13 protein-coding genes are annotated in these 18752 nt (G+C 58.2%); 7 read left to right on the top strand and 6 right to left on the bottom strand.

From position 1 onward, the window contains the following. Window positions 1–52: 52 nt before the first annotated feature. Window positions 53–3895: a methionine synthase gene (metH, locus tag ACZ5C3_RS26250; protein WP_464034032.1), complete on the bottom strand. Its 3843-nt coding sequence runs from the start codon at window positions 3893–3895 to the stop codon at window positions 53–55. 3 nt (window positions 3896–3898) lie between these two features. Next, window positions 3899–4801, bottom strand: coding sequence for a methylenetetrahydrofolate reductase [NAD(P)H] (gene metF, locus ACZ5C3_RS26245; protein ID WP_464034031.1), 903 nt, complete (start codon window positions 4799–4801; stop codon window positions 3899–3901). 382 nt (window positions 4802–5183) lie between these two features. On the opposite strand from metF, the gene ACZ5C3_RS26240 reads away from it, so the two are divergent. Next, a complete protein-coding gene (locus ACZ5C3_RS26240; protein WP_464034030.1) occupies window positions 5184–6206 on the top strand; it encodes an LLM class flavin-dependent oxidoreductase in 1023 nt (340 codons plus the stop codon). Between the two features lies 1 nt (window position 6207). Here ACZ5C3_RS26240 and ACZ5C3_RS26235 read toward each other — a convergent pair whose 3' ends face one another. Continuing rightward, complete coding sequence (locus tag ACZ5C3_RS26235; protein WP_464034029.1) at window positions 6208–7071, bottom strand: prephenate dehydratase; 864 nt, start codon at window positions 7069–7071, stop codon at window positions 6208–6210. Further along, window positions 7068–7814, bottom strand: a complete 747-nt coding sequence (locus tag ACZ5C3_RS26230) for a 3-deoxy-manno-octulosonate cytidylyltransferase (protein WP_464034028.1) — start codon at window positions 7812–7814, stop codon at window positions 7068–7070. The genes ACZ5C3_RS26235 and ACZ5C3_RS26230 overlap by 4 nt, the downstream gene beginning before the upstream one ends. Before the next feature lie 211 nt (window positions 7815–8025). Between ACZ5C3_RS26230 and ACZ5C3_RS26225 the strand changes: the two genes are divergently transcribed. From ACZ5C3_RS26225 to ACZ5C3_RS26200, 6 genes are all read left to right on the top strand, one after another. Then, on the top strand, window positions 8026–8568 hold the full coding sequence (locus ACZ5C3_RS26225) for a c-type cytochrome (RefSeq protein ID WP_464034027.1): 543 nt from the start codon (window positions 8026–8028) through the stop codon (window positions 8566–8568). 225 nt (window positions 8569–8793) lie between these two features. Beyond that, window positions 8794–10683: an extracellular solute-binding protein gene (locus tag ACZ5C3_RS26220; RefSeq protein WP_464044363.1), complete on the top strand. Its 1890-nt coding sequence runs from the start codon at window positions 8794–8796 to the stop codon at window positions 10681–10683. Further along, window positions 10680–12548, top strand: coding sequence for an extracellular solute-binding protein (locus tag ACZ5C3_RS26215; RefSeq protein ID WP_464034026.1), 1869 nt, complete (start codon window positions 10680–10682; stop codon window positions 12546–12548). The genes ACZ5C3_RS26220 and ACZ5C3_RS26215 overlap by 4 nt, the downstream gene beginning before the upstream one ends. Before the next feature lie 3 nt (window positions 12549–12551). Beyond that, the gene (locus tag ACZ5C3_RS26210; RefSeq protein WP_464034025.1) at window positions 12552–13661 is read left to right on the top strand and encodes a microcin C ABC transporter permease YejB; all 1110 of its coding nucleotides are present in this window, start codon (window positions 12552–12554) and stop codon (window positions 13659–13661) included. Further along, window positions 13658–14836 carry an ABC transporter permease gene (locus ACZ5C3_RS26205; protein ID WP_464034024.1) on the top strand — a complete coding sequence of 393 codons (1179 nt, stop codon included), beginning with the start codon at window positions 13658–13660 and terminating at the stop codon, window positions 14834–14836. Before ACZ5C3_RS26210 ends, ACZ5C3_RS26205 begins: the two co-directional genes overlap by 4 nt. 5 nt (window positions 14837–14841) lie before the next feature. Then, complete coding sequence (locus ACZ5C3_RS26200) at window positions 14842–16479, top strand: ABC transporter ATP-binding protein (RefSeq protein ID WP_464034023.1); 1638 nt, start codon at window positions 14842–14844, stop codon at window positions 16477–16479. A gap of 8 nt (window positions 16480–16487) precedes the next feature. On the opposite strand, the gene ACZ5C3_RS26195 is transcribed toward ACZ5C3_RS26200, so the two are convergent. Beyond that, window positions 16488–17333 carry a C40 family peptidase gene (locus ACZ5C3_RS26195; RefSeq protein WP_464034022.1) on the bottom strand — a complete coding sequence of 282 codons (846 nt, stop codon included), beginning with the start codon at window positions 17331–17333 and terminating at the stop codon, window positions 16488–16490. Beyond that, window positions 17326–18708: a leucyl aminopeptidase family protein gene (locus ACZ5C3_RS26190; RefSeq protein WP_464034021.1), complete on the bottom strand. Its 1383-nt coding sequence runs from the start codon at window positions 18706–18708 to the stop codon at window positions 17326–17328. The genes ACZ5C3_RS26195 and ACZ5C3_RS26190 overlap by 8 nt, the downstream gene beginning before the upstream one ends. Window positions 18709–18752 lie beyond the last annotated feature (44 nt).

Below are 18752 nucleotides of genomic sequence, written 5' to 3'. Positions count from 1 at the left end.
TCTTGCGACTAATCTCTTATCGGCAACTGGTCGGTTATTCGGTGACGGGACACTAGCTCGCTTGCGCCGCTTTCTTGCGATACTGCAGGTGAAATGCGCAGTTGCATCCGGGAGGATGCGAGGCCGTGTCGGCGGTCGCATCTTCGGCCTTCGATGGCGTGTTAGAGTTCGCGGTCGGGATGTAGTTGAGAATAGGCGCGAGCCAGCGCTCGATTTCTTCCGCGGAAAGTTCCTTGCGGGCGGCGTAGTCCTCCACCTGATCGCGCTCGATTTTGCCGACACCGAAATAATAGCTTTCGGGATGGCTGAAATAGAGCCCTGAGACCGATGAGCCGGGCCACATCGCGTAGCTCTCGGTGAGCTTTACGCCCGCCGTCCGTTCGGCATCGAGCAGACGGAAGATCGTTGCCTTCTCGGTGTGATCAGGCTGCGCGGGATAACCAGGAGCAGGGCGGATGCCCTTGTATTGCTCGAGAATCATCTGATCGCTCGACAGGGCTTCGTCCGGTGCATAGCCCCAGAACTCCTTGCGCACGCGTTCGTGCATCCTTTCAGCGAAAGCCTCGGCGAGACGGTCCGCCAGCGCCTTCACAAGAATCGACGAATAGTCGTCATTGGCATTCTTGAAGCGATCCGCAATGACATCCTCGCCAATGCCAGCCGTGACGACGAACATGCCAATATAGTCAGGCACGCCGCTGACCTGAGGGGCGATGAAGTCCGATAGCGCAGCGTTGAAGCGGCCTTCGCGCTTCTCGAGCTGCTGGCGTAACGTGTGCAGCGTAGCGACTGGTGTTTTGCGAGACTCGTCGGTGTAGAGGACGATGTCGTCGCCCTCCGCATTCGCAGGCCAAAAGCCGATCGTGGCGCTGGCCTTGAACCAGTTCTCCTTGACGATCCGGTCAAGCATCTTGCGAGCGTCGTCGTAGAGCGCGCGAGCCGCTTCGCCGACCTTCGGATCATCGAGAATAGCAGGGAACCGACCGGCCAATTCCCAGGTCTGAAAGAACGGCGTCCAGTCGATGTATTCGGCGAGTTCTGCGAGCGAGTAATCGCTGAAGCTTTTGAGACCGAAAAATGCAGGCTTGGTCGGTTTGGTCTGCGACCAATCGATCTTGAAGGCATTGTTGCGCGCGTCCTGCAGCTTCAGCCGCTTCTTATCCTGCTGCGCGCGGAAGTGCGCCGAGGAAATCTTCGCATAGTCGGCGCGAATCTCGCGGGCGTATTCGATGCGCCTATCGAGGGACAGCAGCGATGATGCAACGCCCACTGCGCGGCTGGCGTCGTTGACGTGAACAACAGGCCCGCGCTTGTAGGCCGGATCGATTTTCACTGCGGTGTGGACGCGACTGGTGGTGGCGCCGCCGATCAGCAGTGGAATATCGAGGCCCTGACGTTCGAGTTCAGACGCAAGGAATACCATTTCGTCGAGTGACGGCGTGATCAATCCTGAGAGCCCGATAATGTCTGCCTGTTCAGCTTTCGCTGTGTCGATGATCTTGGCGGCGGGCACCATGACGCCGAGATCGACCACCTCGAAATTGTTACACTGGAGCACGATGCCGACGATGTTCTTACCGATGTCGTGGACGTCGCCTTTCACTGTGGCGAGCACGATTTTGCCGGCCGAGTTGCGGCCATCGCCGGCAATACCATTCGCCTGGTTGCGGGCTTTTTCCTCTTCCATGAACGGCATCAGATAGGCGACCGCCTGCTTCATGACGCGGGCGGACTTCACCACTTGCGGCAGGAACATCTTTCCGTCGCCGAACAGGTCGCCGACGATGTTCATGCCAGCCATCAGTGGGCCTTCGATCACTCCCAATGGACGATCGACGGTGAGACGCGCGGCTTCAGTGTCGGCCTCGATGAACTCCGTGATGCCGTTGACCAACGCATGCGACAACCGCTTTTCGACCGGCCATTCGCGCCAGGCGAGATCCGCTTCCTTGGTCTGCTTTTCCTGGCCGCGGAATTTTTCCGCCAGCGCCAGCAATCGCTCGGATGCGCCAGGATCGCGATTGAGAATGACGTCTTCACAAACCTGCCGCAGCTCGGGATCGATGTCGTCGTAGATGACCATCTGCCCGGCGTTGACGATGCCCATGTCCATGCCGGCCTTGATGGCATGATACAGGAACACCGAATGCATCGCCTCGCGCACTGGTTCGTTGCCGCGGAACGAGAACGACAGGTTTGAGACACCGCCGGAAATGTGCGCATGCGGCAGGTTCTGGCGAATCCAGCGCGTGGCCTCGATGAAGTCGACGCCGTAGTTATTGTGCTCTTCGAGGCCGGTCGCGATCGCAAAGATATTGGGATCGAAAATGATGTCCTGCGGTGGGAAGTCGAGCTTCTCAACCAGAAGGTCGTAAGCGCGTTTGCAGATCTCGATTTTGCGCTGATAGGTGTCGGCCTGGCCGGTCTCGTCGAACGCCATGACGACAACAGCTGCACCGTGACGTCGCGCAATAGTCGCCTCGTGAAAGAATTTTTCCTCGCCCTCTTTAAGCGAAATAGAATTCACAATCGGTTTGCCCTGGACGCACTTCAGACCGGCTTCAATGACATCGAACTTCGACGAATCGATCATCACTGGCACGCGAGCAATATCCGGCTCGGAGGCCACGAGATTGAGGAAGTCGATCATCGCCTGCTTGGAGTCGAGCAAGCCCTCGTCCATGTTGATGTCGATGACCTGTGCGCCGTTCTCGACTTGATCGCGGGCCACCTGAAGCGCGGCGGTATAGTCGGCATTCTTGATGAGTTTGCGGAAGCGGGCGGAGCCCGTCACGTTGGTGCGTTCGCCGACATTGACGAACGGAATATCCGCGGTGAGCGAGAAGGGTTCGAGGCCGGACAGGCGCAGGAGCGGGTCGATGGCCGGTACGACGCGAGGCTTGTGTGGCGCAACGGCGGCAGCAATCGCCGCGATGTGATCCGGCGTCGTGCCGCAGCAGCCGCCGACCACGTTAACGAGGCCTACCTGGGCGAACTCGCCGACCAGCCGCGCCATGTATTCGGGGCTCTCATCGTACTGGCCGAATTCGTTGGGCAGACCCGCGTTGGGGTACGCGCAGACGAGTGCATTTGCCACACGACCGATGTCGGCGATATGCGCGCGCAAATCTTCCGCGCCGAGTGCGCAGTTGAAGCCGATGGTGATCGGGGTCGCGTGTTGCACCGAATACCAGAATGCCTCCGGCAATTGACCGGACAGAAGGCGACCGGACTTGTCGGTGATGGTGCCGGAAATCATGATCGGCACATAAATGCCGCGGGCCTCGGAGATTTCCGCGATCGCGTACAAGGCTGCTTTTGCATTGAGTGTGTCGAAAATGGTTTCGACCAGCAGCAGGTCCGCTCCGCCATCCAGCAAGCCGTTGATCTGTTCGCTGTAGGCAATGCGCAGATCATCAAACGTAACCGCGCGATAGCCGGGGTTGGCAACGTCCGGCGAAATCGAGGCCGTGCGATTGGTCGGGCCCAGCGCACCGGCGACGAAACGCGGCTTACCATCTTCTGCGGTGGCGCGGTTGGCCGCATTGCAGGCGAGCTTCGCGCCTTGGAGATTCATCTCATAGGCGATGTCAGCCATGTCGTAGTCGGCCTGTGCGATCGACGTGGACGAGAATGTGTTGGTCGCGACGATATCTGCGCCCGCGCGCAGATAGGCGTGATGGATATCCTCGATGGCTTTAGGCTGGGTGAGGATCAGCAGGTCGTTATTACCGCGAACGTCGCGATGGAAATCCTTGAAGCGTTCGCCACGAAAGGCTGCTTCATCGAACTGCAGTCCCTGGATCATCGTGCCCATCGCGCCATCGAGCACGAGGATGCGCTCGCGTGCGAGCGCGCGGAAATGATCGGCCTTGGGAGAAGTTTTCTGGGTCATGGATCAAGCTGCTTTCTGCGCACCGTTCGGGCGAATGCCGAGCAGGTGGCTGATGGCGAACACGAGATCCGCACGGTTCATCGTGTAAAAGTGGAAATTCTCGACACCGCGGGCCGTGAGGTTTTGCACCTGTTCGGCGGCAACCGTCGCTGCCACGAGACGACGGGTGTCCGCATCGTCATCAAGGCCTTCGAATTTCTTCGCGAGCCACTCTGGCAGCGTCGCGCCTGCGCGTTTGGCGAAATTGCTCGCCAATTTGAAATTCTGCACGGGCAAAATGCCTGGGACGATGGGAATTGTGATCCCCGCGGCGCGAACGCGGTCGAGATAGCGGAAGTAAAGGTCGTTATCGAAGAAGAACTGCGTGATTGCGCGTGCCGCGCCAGCGTCGACCTTGGTTTTTAGGACATCGATGTCGGCATCGAGATCGGCGCTCTCCGGATGTTTTTCCGGATAGGCTGAGACGCTGACTTCCATATCGCTGTGGTTTCGTTTGATCGCGGCAACGAGATCAGCCGACGTCTGATAGCCTTGCGGATGAGCCTGGTAAGCGGTGCCGATTCCATTCGTCGGATCGCCGCGCAGGGCGACGATATGGCGAACGCCGACTTCGTAATAACGCGCCACGACGTCATCCACGTCCGCGCGCGTGGCGTCAACGCAGGTCAGGTGAGCTGCCGGCGTCAGGTCGGTTTCAGAGAGAATGCGTGCGATGGTCGAGTGGGTGCGCTCGCGGGTCGACCCACCAGCCCCATAGGTGACGGAGACAAAGTTCGGCGTCAGCGGCGCGAGCCGGCTGATGACCTCCCACAGATTGCGTTCCATTTCCTCCGTCTTCGGCGGAAAGAACTCGAAGGAAATTGTCGGGAGCTTTTGCGTCTGTGCGCCGGGTGTTTCGCTTGTCACGCTTGAAGACTCCACATCTCAAAATCCGGCACCCCAGTCGGTGCCGCAGTCCTTGGGCAGGCGTCTAAAATAGATGAAAGAGACGGGATCCGACAGCCCACTCAAGCTGGATTTATCATGGGAAATTGCCCACTTATACTGTCATGGGCTAGTTATATTCCCGATATAGGAGCGCGGTGGGCAGGATGGAGGAGGCAGAAAGTCTTGAGATACTGAAGAAAAATTAGCAATCATCAGCTTATGATGGGCTGATTGGTTGGGCATTTGCGTGAAATTCACTCATTTATAAATTTTTGCCCATTCTAGAGGCGCGCGCCGAAGGCTTGGGCGCTGCGCTTTGTGGCCCTCTTGTCCACGACGCACCGGCCACTAGCCTAGCACCATGATTCCATTGTCCATCCTCGACCTTTCGGTCGTTACCACAGCTACCAAGCCGTCCGTCGCTCTGCGTAACAGCATCGATCTGGCGCAACATTCCGATCAGCTCGGTTACACACGCTACTGGCTGGCGGAGCATCACAACCTGGCGTCGGTCGCGAGTCCCGCGCCCGACATCATGATTGGACAGATCGCAGCCGCGACCCAGCGCATTCGTGTCGGGTCGGGCGGCGTGATGTTGCCCAACCACGCACCGCTGATGGTGGCGGAGCGTTTCAAGATGCTCGAAGCGCTGTTTCCGGGACGCATCGACCTCGGGCTCGGCCGTGCGCCGGGCACGGACCATGCGACCGTTCATGCGCTGCGTCGTAGGTTTGACGGACGTGATGGGGACGACGACTTTCTCGAGCGGCTGATCGAGCTGACGCTGTGGGAGACGCGGGAGTTTCCGGAAGGCCATCCCTATAACAACGTGGTGGCGATGCCGAATGATGCGCCGTTGCCGCCGATCTGGTTGCTCGGATCGAGTGACTACAGCGCGCAACTGTCAGCGCAGATCGGCATGGGCTTCGCATTCGCCCATCATTTTGCGTCTCACGATGCTGTTGACGCGATGACGTGGTACCGCGCGCATTTCAAGCCGTCGCGCTGGCGTGACAAGCCACACAGTATCCTTGCCATTGCAGTGATCATGGCGCCGACGGATGAGGAGGCCGAGCAACTCGCGGCGTCCGCGGATCTCAACCGGCTGCTGCGCGACCGCGGCCAGTATATCCCGTTGCCAAGTATCGAAGAGGCGAAGGCTTATCCCTACAGCGACGCCGAACGGGCGCACATCGCGCGTAATCGCTCGCGATTATTTGTCGGCAGTCCTCAAACGGTGATGCAGAAAATCTCGCCGCTAATTTTAGCGAGCGAAGCCGATGAGGTGATGGTCATCACCGCGGTCTTTGACCACGACGCGCGCAAGCGCTCGTACAGCCTGCTGGCAGACGCGTTCAAGCTTGGAAAACAGGCGGCCGCCTAACTTATTCCGCCGCCTTTTCGCTGAATGCGACCCGGAAGGGATGTGCCGGGTAAACGCCGACAATGCGAAGTTCTTTCGAAAAGAACTTCAATTCCTCCAGCGCGAAGGCCAGGTTGCGATCATCGGGGTGACCGTCCACGTCGGCGTAGAATTGCGTGGCGAAGAAATTGCCCTCGATCATGTAGCTTTCGAGCTTGGTCATGTTGACGCCGTTGGTAGCGAAGCCGCCCATCGCCTTGTAGAGTGCTGCGGGAAGGTTTCGCACGCGGAACACGAACGTGGTCACGAGGGGACCGGAATTCTTGGGGGCCCATTTTTCATCACGCGCGAGAATCACAAATCGCGTGGTGTTATGATCTTCGTCCTCGATGTCCTCGGCCAGAATGTCGAGGCCATAAATATCGGCGGCGAGGCGTGAGGCGATCGCCGCGCAGCTCTTGTCACCACGCTGTGCAACGATACGAGCCGAGCCCGCGGTGTCAGCTGCTACGAGCGGCTTGACGCCAAGTTTGCGGATAATGCGGCGGCACTGGCCGAGCGCGTGGATATGGCTTTCGATGGTTTTGATGTCATCGAGTTTCGCCCCGCGCGGCGCCATCAACTGATGACGGATCGGCAGGAACCATTCGCCGACAATGAAAAGTCCTGACTGGGGCAGCAGATGGTGGATGTCTGCGACGCGGCCTGCGACCGAGTTCTCGATCGGGATCATGCCCAGATCGGCCTCGCCCGATGATATGGCCGCAAGGGCATCTTCAAAAGTCGCGCAGGGCAGCGGCGTGGCGTCGGGATAGGCTTCCACGATCGCAATGTGAGAATTGGCTCCGGGCTCGCCCTGGAAAGCGATCTTCAAGGATTTGGTCATGATGGTCTTCCCGCCAACATCTGGCGTGCGGTCTCAAGGTCGTGAGGCGTATCGACGCCCAGCGGCACTGTGTCAACAAGGGTCACGTCGATCCGCATCCCGGCTTCAAGCGCGCGAAGCTGTTCCAGCTTCTCGCGGATTTCGAGAGGTGAGGGCGGCAACGCGACGAACCGGGCCAGCGCCTGCCGACGATAGGCATAGAGCCCGATGTGATGATAGCGCGGGCCCTCGCCGTATGGCGCAGTCGCGCGGGTGAAATAAAGCGCCCGCAACCGCGTCTCGCCGAGAGGTGAGCCGACGACTTTGACCACGTTCGGATTGGTGTGTTCCTCGTCCCTGCGCATGACTGCCGCCAAAGTGGCGATATCCACGCCAGGATCCTTGAGCGGCCCAACGGCGGCCTTGATGGCTGCGGGCTCGATGGTGGGCAGGTCGCCCTGCACATTGACGATGGTCTCGATCTCGCCTGTCTGGTCAAGCGTTTCCAGCGCCTCGAAAATCCGGTCGGATCCGGACGGGTGGTCGGCGCGGGTCATCACAGCTTCACCGCCGTGGGCGGTCACCGCCTGGGCGATGTCAGCTGAGTCGGTTGCAATGGCCACCCGGCCGATTTGGGCGGCCTGCGCCCGCCGGAGCACGTGAACGATCATCGGCAGGCCACCGATGTCCAGCAGAGGTTTTCCGGGCAGGCGCGTCGCCGCCATGCGGGCGGGAATCAGCACCAAAGTGCGGCTTTTGGTCATTGGGGTCGAGGGGCGCTCAGGCGGCCGATTTGATGAGGAAATGACGGGTGTTCTCAAGGACTCGCCCGTTTATACGGGTTGCCAGAAGGCAGGCAAACCGTTATCTCAACGCCGTTACCTGTGTGGCGCCGCACGCCTGTTGCAGGTGGCATTTCAATGGCCGTTCCCGCGGCTGCGCATCTCGAAATTCCGGCCCGGAGCCTGATCGAAAATGGACTCCTTTGAACTAAACAAGATCATGGGCGCGGTGCTCGGCACCTGCCTCGTTCTGCTTGTGACCAATTTTACTGCCCACGCCATTTTCGCGCCCGCGAAGCTGGAAAAGCCGGGTTTTGAAATCGCGGTGAAGGAAACCGAAGGTGCACCTGGCGCTGCCGCTGCGGCTGCCGCACCTGCCGAGCCGATTGAGAAATTGCTCCAGACCGCTTCGGCGGAGAAGGGCGCCGCCGCCGCCAAGAAGTGCGCGGCTTGCCACAGCTTCGAAAAGGGCGGACCGAACAAGGTCGGCCCGAATCTTTACGACATCGTTGGCGAGACGCGTGGCGAAGGCCGCGGCTTCAACTTCTCGGCTGCTATGAAGGGCAAGCCCGGCAAGTGGACCTACGATGACCTCAACAAGTTCATCGCTAATCCGAAGGGCTTTATCCCGGGCACGGCGATGGGCTTTGCTGGCATCCAGAAGGATAGCGAGCGCGCCGACGTGATCGCTTATCTGCGCACGCTGTCGGATCATCCGGAGCCGTTGCCTCAATAACGACCGGCTTTCAGCTGGTTGCTGTTACAGGAATTTAATGCATTTGACGGCCAGGTTCGCCTGGCCGTTTTGCGTTGTAAGGCTCATGTCTGTCGGGACGTTTGGCCGCAACAGGGTGCTATGCCGGGCTGGTATCATATCCAAAAACCGACATAATCCGTCCAAACGTTGCGCCGATTATCCCGCGTCCGGATTGTCATTCCGATAGCAACAGGAACTTTGATCTTGAGCATTTCTCGTCGGAGTCTTCTTCAGAGCGCGGCTTTCATCGCTGCTGCTCCCGTGTTCAAGACCGTTTCCGGGTTACCAATTGTCGATGCGGCAAATGCTCAAGATGGCCAAGCATGGGGCCATGGGCTCTCGCTGTTTGGCGACGTGAAGTATCCCGCAGGGTTCAAACGTTTCGATTACGTTAATCCCGATGCTCCAAAAGGCGGGCAGGTGCGGCTGGGTGCGATCGGCACCTTCGACAATTTCAATCCGGTCACCGAGGGTGTGAAAGGATCGCTTGCGCCGCTTGGAGATCTTTTCGAGGCGTTGACGACATCCGCGCTTGATGAAGTCTCGACGCAATATGGCTTGCTCGCCGAGTCGATGAGCTACCCGCCGGATTTTTCATTTGTGACTTACCGGTTGCGCGCGGAGGCGAAGTGGCACGACGGCAAGCCGGTAACGCCGGAGGATGTGATTTTCTCGCTCGATGCTTTCAAAAAGCATCATCCGCGTTACTCCGCTTACTATCGCCATGTGGTGAAGGCGGAGAAAGTCGGCGACCGTGATATCAAGTTCACCTTCGATGCACCCGGCAATCGCGAGTTGCCGCAAATCGTCGGTCAGCTCAACGTGTTGCCGAAGCATTGGTGGGAAGGAAAAAATGCATCCGGCGCCAATCGCGATGTTTCCGCGACAACGCTGGAGCCGCCACTCGGAAGCGGTCCCTATCGGATCAAGGAATTCGTGCCGGGACGAACGCTGATTTTGGAACGCGTGAAGGATTATTGGGGCCGCGATCTCAACGTGAACGTTGGCCAGAACAATTTCGATGAAATCCGATACGAATATTTTCGGGATACCACGGTCGCGCTCGAAGGCTTCAAGGGTGACCAGCTCGATTGGCGCACCGAGAACAGCGCGAAGAATTGGGCAACTGCTTACGACTTCCCGGCGGTCACTGAAAAGCGAGTTGTGACGCAAGAATTTCCGAACCGCAGCTCCGGCATCATGCAGGCGTTCGTCTTCAACATCCGCCGCGACAAATTCAAGGATGCGCGGGTGCGGCGCGCGCTGAATTTTGGGTTCGACTTCGAGGAGATGAACCAGCAGCTTTTCTACGGACAGTACGAACGCATTGGAAGTTATTTCGCCGGAACGGAGCTTGCCTCAAGCGGTTTGCCCGAGGGACGAGAGCTCGAAATTCTCGAGACTGTGCGGGATAAACTACCGCCCGAAGTGTTCACGACGGAGTACAAAAATCCGGTTGGAGGCAGCGCCGAGAATGTGCGCCTCAATTTGCGCGAGGGTTTTCGGCTTCTGAAGGAGGGCGGCTACGAGGTACGCGATCGCAGGCTGGTCGACGTCAAGTCGGGTGTACCATTTGAGATGGAACTGTTGACGAGTGACCCGGCCTTTGAGCGGGTCTTGCTGCGTTACAAGTCGTCGCTGGAAAAGTTCGGCATGACGGTGAATGTGCGCACGATCGATTCTACACAGTATGAGAACCGCCTCCGAAGCTGGGATTTCGATGTCGTGGTGTCTTCCTGGCCGGAATCGCTGTCGCCGGGCAACGAGCAACGTGAATATTGGGGTTCGCAGGCCGCCGATATGGCAGGTTCTCGCAATCTCATCGGCATCAAGAATCCGGCGATTGACGCATTGATCGAACGCGTGATCTTCACAAAGGATCGTGCCGATCTCGTTGCTGCAACCAAAGCGCTCGATCGTGCGTTGCTTTGGAATCACTATGTCGTGCCACAGTGGAATTATCCGCGCGTGCGTACGGCGCGGTGGGATCGCTTCGGTCACCCGACGGAATTGCCAAAATACGGGACGTCCGCGTTTCCGGCGATCTGGTGGTTCGACGCCGAAAGAGCGAACAAGATTGGCAGGCGTTCTTGAGAAAATTTTCGCGGCGGTCTGTTCTCGTTCTGGGTGGCAGTGCAGCTGTCGCGGTGTTTGCCCGGCCGTCGGTCTCGGCGGCCGGCAATGATCCCGAATTCCACGGGATGTCGGCGTTTGGTGACCTGAAATACGCTCCCGATTTCCATCACTTCGATTATGTGAATGTGGATGCGCCCAAGGGTGGCCTATTCTCTACCGTGCCATCCAGCGGCGGATACAATCAGTCCTTACAGACCTTTAATACGCTCAACAGCTACATTCTGAAGGGCGATGGCGCGGTTGGAATGGATCAGACCTTTGCCTCGCTGATGGTGCGGGCGGGCGACGAACCCGACGCCATATATGGGCTCGTTGCGCGGTCAGTGCAGATTTCAAAGGACAAGCTGACGTATCGTTTTACATTGCGGCCGGAAGCGCGTTTCCACGATGGCACAAAGTTGACCGCGCAGGACGCTGCGTTTTCCTTGAATGTGCTCAAGGAGAAGGGGCACCCGACCATCCAGCAGCGACTGCGCGACATGATAAAAGTGGAAGCTGTCGATGAGGCGTCGCTCGTGGTGGTTTTTGCCGAGAAGCGAGCACGCGATGTGCCGCTTTATGTAGCAAGCCTGCCGATCTTTTCGAAAGCTTATTACGATAAAAAGCCATTCGATGAATCCACCCTCGACATTCCGCTGGGTTCAGGACCCTACCAGGTCGGGCGTTTCGAGGCCGGCCGCTACATCGAATACACGCGCGTCAAGGATTGGTGGGCAAAAGATCTTCCAGTCTCGCGCGGCGCATTTAATTTCGATGCCGTGCGCTACGAATTCTATCGTGACCGCGATGTCGCGTTCGAGGGATTTACCGGGCGCAATTATTTGTACCGTGAGGAATTCACCGCGCGCATCTGGAATACGCGGTATGATTTTCCGGCCATCAAGGACGGTCGCGTTAAACAGGAAGTTCTGCCCGACGACACGCCGTCAGGCGCGCAGGGTTGGTTTCTCAACACACGGCGCGATCAGTTCAAGGATCCGCGCGTCCGCGAGGCGCTAGGTCAAGCTTTCGATTTCGAATGGACCAATAAGACCATCATGTACGGCGCTTATGCGCGTACTCACTCGCCATTCCAGAATTCGGACCTGATGGCGACAGGAAAGCCGTCGTCGGAAGAGCTCAAGTTGCTTGAGCCGTTTCGTGGTCAGGTGCCTGATGAAGTATTCGGTGAGCCGTTCGTGCCACCGGTTTCTGATGGATCTGGTCAGGACCGCGCGCTACTGCGCAAGGCCCAGCAGCTGTTGCAAGACGCCGGATGCGTGATGAAGGACGGCAAGCGACGATTGCCGAACGGCACGCAATTTCGGGTGGAATTCCTTATCAATGAGCCGGCTCTCCAGCCCCATCACGCGCCTTATATCAAGAACCTGGGCGTGCTCGGCATTGACGCCAACATTCGTCTCGTCGATCCGGTACAGTATCGCGCTCGTGTCAATGATTTCGATTTCGATGTCGCGATTCAACGCTTCAGCATGGATTCAACGCCGGGAGATGGGCTGCGCACATTTTTCTCCTCGCAGGCTGCCAATATCAAAGGTTCGCAAAACCTGTCCGGGATCGCCAATCCAGCGCTTGACGTGTTGATCGAACAGATCATTGCTGCAGACAATCGGGACGATTTGCGCATCGCCTGCCGGGCGTTCGACCGCGTCTTCCGCGCCGGCCGTTATTGGGTCCCGCAATGGTATTCGGCCAGCCACCGCATTGCCTATTGGGATGTCTTCGCCCATCCTCCAAATATTCCGCGCTACGCCGGTGCGGGCGTGCCGGATTTATGGTGGTTTGATGAGGCAAAGGCCAAAAAGCCCGAGCAGGCAAAGTAAGTCATGACAGCCTATATCGCCCGCCGAATCTTGCTGATGGTTCCCACTCTTCTGGGAATTCTGTTCGTGTCCTTCGTCGTCGTGCAGTTTGCCCCTGGCGGTCCGGTTGAACGGGTGATCGCGCAACTGTCCGGGTCGGACACCGGCGCCAGCTCGCGGATCTCGGGCTCATCCGGAGGCGACTTTGCGTCCCGGCCGCAGGCTGGAGCGACCGCGGACGCCGTCAGCTCAAAGTATCGCGGTGCTCAGGGGCTCGATCCCGATTTCATCAAGAGCCTCGAAAAGCAGTTTGGCTTCGACAAGCCCGCACCTGAACGCTTCCTGCTAATGGTCTGGAATTTCGCACGCTTCGATTTCGGAAAAAGCTATTTCCGGGATGTGAGTGTCATTCAGCTGATCAAAGAGAAGCTGCCGGTTTCGATGTCGCTTGGCATCTGGATGACGCTGCTGACCTATTTGATCTCGATTCCACTGGGTATTCGAAAGGCAGTCCAGGACGGTTCTCGTTTCGATACTTGGACCTCGGGAATTATCATCATTGGGTTTGCCATTCCGGGCTTTCTGTTCGCTATCCTCCTCATCATTCTGTTCGCGGGTGGATCGTTCTTTGACATTTTCCCACTACGCGGATTGACGTCGGATGGCTGGTTGCAGTTTCCCTGGTACTGGAAGATCGTCGACTACTTCTGGCACATTACGCTGCCGCTGATTTCGATGGCGCTAGGCGCCTTCGCCACCATGACATTGCTGACCAAGAATTCGTTCCTCGACGAGATTCGCAAGCAATACGTCATGACTGCCCGCGCCAAAGGGTGTACCGAATGGCAGGTGCTCTACGGACATATCTTCCGCAACGCGATGCTGATTGTGATCGCGGGTTTTCCGAGCGCCTTCATTCATGCGTTCTTTTCCGGGTCATTGCTGATTGAGACGATCTTTTCGCTCGATGGGCTCGGCCTTCTCGGCTTTGAAAGTGTGCTGAACCGCGACTATCCGGTGGTGTTCGGCACCCTGTTTATTTTTTCGCTCGTTGGCCTGATCGTAAATCTGATCTCGGATCTGGCCTATATGTGGGTCGATCCGCGCATTGATTTCGAGGCGCGAGAAGTATGACAACGATCGTGTCCCCACCCGCTGAGACGACATCGCAGGCTCCCCTCGGAGAAGCTGTGCCGCCGACGCGTCATCGTTTCAGTCCCTCGCCGCTGAATCGGCGCCGCTGGCAGAACTTCAAATCCAATCGCCGTGGCTATTGGTCATTCTGGCTTTTTTCGATTCTTTTCTTCATTTCACTGTTTGCGGAATTGATCGCAAACGACAAGCCGTTCCTGATCAAGTTCGATGGTCATTTATATTTTCCGGCATTCGTAAATTATTCCGAGACGACGTTCGGTGGCGACTTCGAAACATCCGCCGACTATCGCGATCCTTACCTGCAGAAATTGATTGCAGACAAAGGCGGCACGATTGTTTGGCCGCTGATCCGCTACTCGTATGATACGCATAATCTCGATTTGCCGACGCCGGCGCCATCGCCGCCGACCTGGATGCTCACCGAAGCCCAGTGCAAGCCGGTGGTCGAGAAGAAGGGGCTCAAGAGTTGCCGCGATCTCGAATACAACTGGCTCGGGACTGATGATCAGGGACGTGATGTCGTTGCACGTCTCATCTATGGCTTCCGTATCTCGGTGTTATTCGGTCTGGCGCTGACCATCATTTCTTCCATCATTGGCATCGCGGCGGGTGGAATCCAGGGATATTTTGGTGGTTGGGTCGATCTCATATTCCAGCGCTTCATTGAAATCTGGACAGCGATCCCGTCACTGTATTTGCTGCTGATTCTGTCGTCGGTATTGGTGCCTGGCTTCTTCGTTTTGCTCGGCATACTGTTGCTGTTTTCATGGGTCTCGCTTGTCGGTCTCGTCCGCGCCGAATTCCTGCGTGGCCGGAATTTCGAGTACATTCAGGCAGCGCGCGCGCTTGGTGTCTCGAACAAGACCATCATGTTCCGCCATCTGTTGCCGAATGCGATGGTGGCGACCATGACGTTCCTGCCGTTTATTGTCTCGTCGTCGGTGATGACGCTGACGGCGCTGGACTTCCTCGGCTTCGGCCTGCCGCCCGGCTCGCCGTCACTCGGAGAGCTGCTCTCGCAGGGCAAGGCAAATGTGCAGGCGCCATGGCTTGGCTTTACAGGCTTCTTTGCCGTGGCGATCATGTTGTCTCTGTTGATTTTCATCGGCGAAGGCGTCCGCGATGCCTTCGATCCGCGCAAGACGTTCAGGTGAACGCCATGGATGCGATCAACCAACCTTTGCTGGATGTCAGAGAGTTGTCGGTGGCGTTTCGTCAAGGCGGGACCGAAAGCGTCGCTGTCGACCGGATTTCGTTCTCGATCAACCGCGGCGAGTGCGTTGCGCTGGTCGGAGAGTCGGGCTCGGGAAAGTCAGTCAGCGCGCTCTCCGTGCTGAAATTGTTGCCTTATCCGACTGCAACGCATCCTTCCGGAAGTATTCGTTTCAAAGGTCACGAACTGCTTGGAATGAGCGAGAATGAAATCCGCGCCATTCGTGGCAATGATATTTCGATCATCTTTCAGGAGCCGATGACATCGCTTAACCCGCTGCAGACTGTCGAGGCGCAGATTGGTGAGGCGATTTACCTGCATAGCGGCGTCCGCGGATCGATGGCCCGGGCACGAACACTGGAGTTGCTGACGCAGGTTGGCATTCCGGAGCCGGAGACGCGTCTGGGAAGCTACCCGCATCAGCTGTCAGGAGGTCAGAGGCAACGCGTCATGATTGCGATGGCGCTGGCGAACGAGCCGGACTTGCTGATTGCCGACGAACCCACAACCGCCCTTGATGTGACGGTGCAAGCACAGATCCTGAAGCTGCTCGCGGAAATCCGCACGCGGATGGGGATGAGCATGCTGTTTATTACGCACGATCTCGGAATTGTGCGCCGTATCGCTGATACGGTTTGTGTGATGAACAACGGCAAGATCGTCGAGAAGGGGCCCGTCGAACAGGTTTTCACACGCGCCACGCACCCCTACACCCAGGCGTTGCTGGCCGCCGAGCCGAAACCCGATCCTGCGCCACCGCGCCCGGAAGCGCCAGTTGTGATGTCGTCTGACGATTTGAAGGTGTGGTTCCCGGTTAAGCGTGGCTTCTTGCGGAAGACGGTAGGCCATATCAAGGCGGTCGATGGCGTCAGTATATCTGTGCGCCAGGGAGAAACGCTGGGCGTTGTCGGTGAATCGGGGTCAGGCAAGACCACTCTCGGATTGGCGCTGCTGCGATTGATTTCCTCGGACGGTCCGATCGTGTTTCTTGGCAATAATATCCAGGGCCTGCGCTTCAAGCAGATGCGCCCGTTCCGTCGCGACATGCAGATCGTATTTCAGGATCCTTATGGTGCGCTAAGTCCGCGCATGTCCGTCGGCGACATCGTGGCGGAGGGGCTCGGTGTGCATCAGCCGTTGTTGACGGCTGATGAGCGGGAAGCGCGTGTGGTCAAGGCGCTCAAAGACGTCGGCCTCGATCCTGCGACACGATTTCGCTATCCGCATGAATTTTCCGGCGGTCAGCGGCAACGCATCAGCATCGCGCGTGCCGCCGTGCTGGAGCCAAGCTTTGTGGTGCTCGATGAGCCGACCAGTGCCTTGGATATGCTGTTTCAGGCTCAGATGGTCGCGTTGCTCCGCGATCTCCAACGCAAACGCGATCTGACCTACATGTTTATTTCGCACGACTTGCGCGTGGTGGCCTCGCTCGCTAGCCATCTGATCGTGATGCGTCATGGTAAGGTCGTTGAAGAGGGGATTGCATCCGACCTCTTCAAGAATCCGAAAACGGATTACACACAGGCCTTGTTCGCGGCGGCATTCAACATCGAAGCTGCGCCGACGATTGTGCCGGACGTTTGATAGTTCGGTTACCCCAATCGTTTAATGCTGATAATCTCGCTGCCTGCCGCTTTGATGCGGTCTATGGCACCTGGCATGGGTTCGATTGCTGTCGCCATATGATGGGCGTTTGCGTGAACGATGCTGTCGTGATCACGCACGATGGCGACGTGACCTTTCCAAAATATCAGATCGCCACGTTTGACATCTCTCCATTCTGATTGCGGAAGTGCCCTTCCGAGTGCGGCTTCCTGCATGTCGCTGTCTCGGGGGGCGAAGACGCCGGCAGCCGCGAGCGAAACCTGGACCAGCCCCGAGCAGTCGATGCCGAGGGCACTTTTGCCGCCCCAGAGATAGGGCGTTCCCACGAACCTCTCGGCCACCGCCACGAAGTCAGCCTCATTGGCATCAAGCGGCCCAACATGCTGTAACGGCAGATAATGTCGCTGCCCGGTGATCGCGAACCTAGCGTCGTTCTTGACGATCTCAACACGCGCGCCAAGCGGCAGGCTTTCCGTGGGGGGCAATTTGATCGACGGGCCAGGGAAAGCGAACGTGCGCAGCGCTGTGATCTTATGGGTTGGCGTGCTACGCGGTTGCACCAGTGCGCTGTCAGGCAGCCATCCCACATAGCCGTCCGATTGAAGCTGCCCCCACGACCAGCCTTCCGCATCGCGATCGTAGATCGTGACGCGTTCGCCCTTAAGCGCCTCGGTGTCGAGCGCGGCATCATGGGATGGGCCGCGACGGACCGGTGCAATAGGATCGAAGACCTCGAACTCCATTCCTTCGACGAAGCGTTCAGCCTGCACCTTGCCTTCCAGGTGCTTGGCGGCAAGATCCGGTCGCGCGGGGGTGAGGCGAGGATCAGCCATAGCGCGCGCTCAGCAATTTGTAGATCGCACGTGCGGCCTGGCATTCACCGCCTTCCGGACGGGCGGGCTTTGCGCTGGGTGTCCATCCGTAGATGTCGACATGAAGCCAGCTCTTTGCGGACTCGACAAAGCGCTTGAGGAACAGGGCGCAGGTGATCGAGCCTGCAAAACCTCCCGACGGCGCGTTGTTGACGTTGGCAACCTTTGAATCGAGCCATGCGTCATAAGGCATCCATAGCGGCAGCCTCCACAGCGGATCGTTCTCTTCACGCGCATATCGTGCGACATCCGCGGCCAGCGTTTCATCATTGGTGTAGAACGGCGGCACTTCAGGGCCAAGGGCCACACGCGCCGCGCCGGTCAGGGTGCCGAGATCAATCAAGAGATCAGGCTTCTCTTCGTCCGCAAGCGCGAGCGCATCGGCCAGCACCAGACGGCCCTCCGCGTCGGTGTTACCAATCTCGACGTTCAGTCCCTTGCGGGAGCGGAAAATATCCAGAGGGCGGAAAGCGTTGCCGGCGACAGAATTTTCGACAGCGGGAATTAAAACGCGCAGCCGCACCTTCAGCTTGGCATCCATGATCATCCGCGCCAGCGCCAGGACGTTGGCTGCTCCGCCCATGTCCTTCTTCATGATCAACATGCTGCTGGACGGCTTCAGATCCAGCCCGCCAGTGTCGAAGCAGACACCTTTACCGACCAGCGTGATTTTTGGATCGGAAGCATTGCCCCATGTGATGTCGATCAAACGCGGAGCGCGCGAGGACGCCATGCCTACGGCATGGATCAGCGGGAAGTTCTGCTTCAGCAGATCCTCGCCGATGATACAGCTGTACGTCGCTCCATATTGATCCGCGAGTTCCCGCGCGCTTTGCGCGAGCTCTTCCGGGCCCATGTCGTTCGAAGGTGTATTGATGAGATCGCGCGCGAGCGTTGCGGCTTGTGCCATGCGCGAGATGTCCTGCGCGTCGATGCAATCCGGGGGAACCAGCCGAGCGCCAGGCGTGTCATTGTTGCGATATCGGCTGAAGCGATAGCTTCCGAGAGCGAATGCCAGTGCTGCAAGACGGGTATCATGCGGCGGGTTCGCAAATCGGTAAACGCCGGCAGGCAGCAGGCCGGGCAACTGCCCGGGCCTGAACAGATCGCGCCACTCCTTCGCTTCATCTTCGAGACCGAAGAGCACATGCGCCAAAGTTCCATCCGCCTCGGGAAGTGCGAGGTATTGGCCAGGCTTTGCGGAAAAAGCGTTGGCTTCGGCAAATTGGCGCGCGACGGCAGGAAGAGCCGCGCTGATCGCCTTCCAGGTTGATTTCGTTGCGAAAGTAATAGGAATAGCTGTGGTGGTGGTCGAAGTCTCAAAAGCTGGATGCATGGAATTCTCGAAGGATGCGAGCGGAAGGGCAGTATAGCAGCGCG

It is taken from the genome of Afipia dichlorophenoxyacetatis (genome assembly GCF_055386385.1).
The sequence above is the reverse complement of the archived record's forward strand: the minus strand, read 5'-3'. Positions and strand labels throughout refer to the sequence as shown.

Coding starts and splice junctions, on each gene's coding strand:
- metH (WP_464034032.1), bottom strand. CDS start 3,895: ATGACCCAGAAAACTTCTCCCAAGGCCGATCATTTCCGCGCGCTCGCA.
- ACZ5C3_RS26240 (WP_464034030.1), top strand. CDS start 5,184: ATGATTCCATTGTCCATCCTCGACCTTTCGGTCGTTACCACAGCTACC.
- ACZ5C3_RS26235 (WP_464034029.1), bottom strand. CDS start 7,071: ATGACCAAATCCTTGAAGATCGCTTTCCAGGGCGAGCCCGGAGCCAAT.
- ACZ5C3_RS26230 (WP_464034028.1), bottom strand. CDS start 7,814: ATGACCAAAAGCCGCACTTTGGTGCTGATTCCCGCCCGCATGGCGGCG.
- ACZ5C3_RS26225 (WP_464034027.1), top strand. CDS start 8,026: ATGGACTCCTTTGAACTAAACAAGATCATGGGCGCGGTGCTCGGCACC.
- ACZ5C3_RS26210 (WP_464034025.1), top strand. CDS start 12,552: ATGACAGCCTATATCGCCCGCCGAATCTTGCTGATGGTTCCCACTCTT.
- ACZ5C3_RS26205 (WP_464034024.1), top strand. CDS start 13,658: ATGACAACGATCGTGTCCCCACCCGCTGAGACGACATCGCAGGCTCCC.
- ACZ5C3_RS26200 (WP_464034023.1), top strand. CDS start 14,842: ATGGATGCGATCAACCAACCTTTGCTGGATGTCAGAGAGTTGTCGGTG.
- ACZ5C3_RS26195 (WP_464034022.1), bottom strand. CDS start 17,333: ATGGCTGATCCTCGCCTCACCCCCGCGCGACCGGATCTTGCCGCCAAG.
- ACZ5C3_RS26190 (WP_464034021.1), bottom strand. CDS start 18,708: ATGCATCCAGCTTTTGAGACTTCGACCACCACCACAGCTATTCCTATT.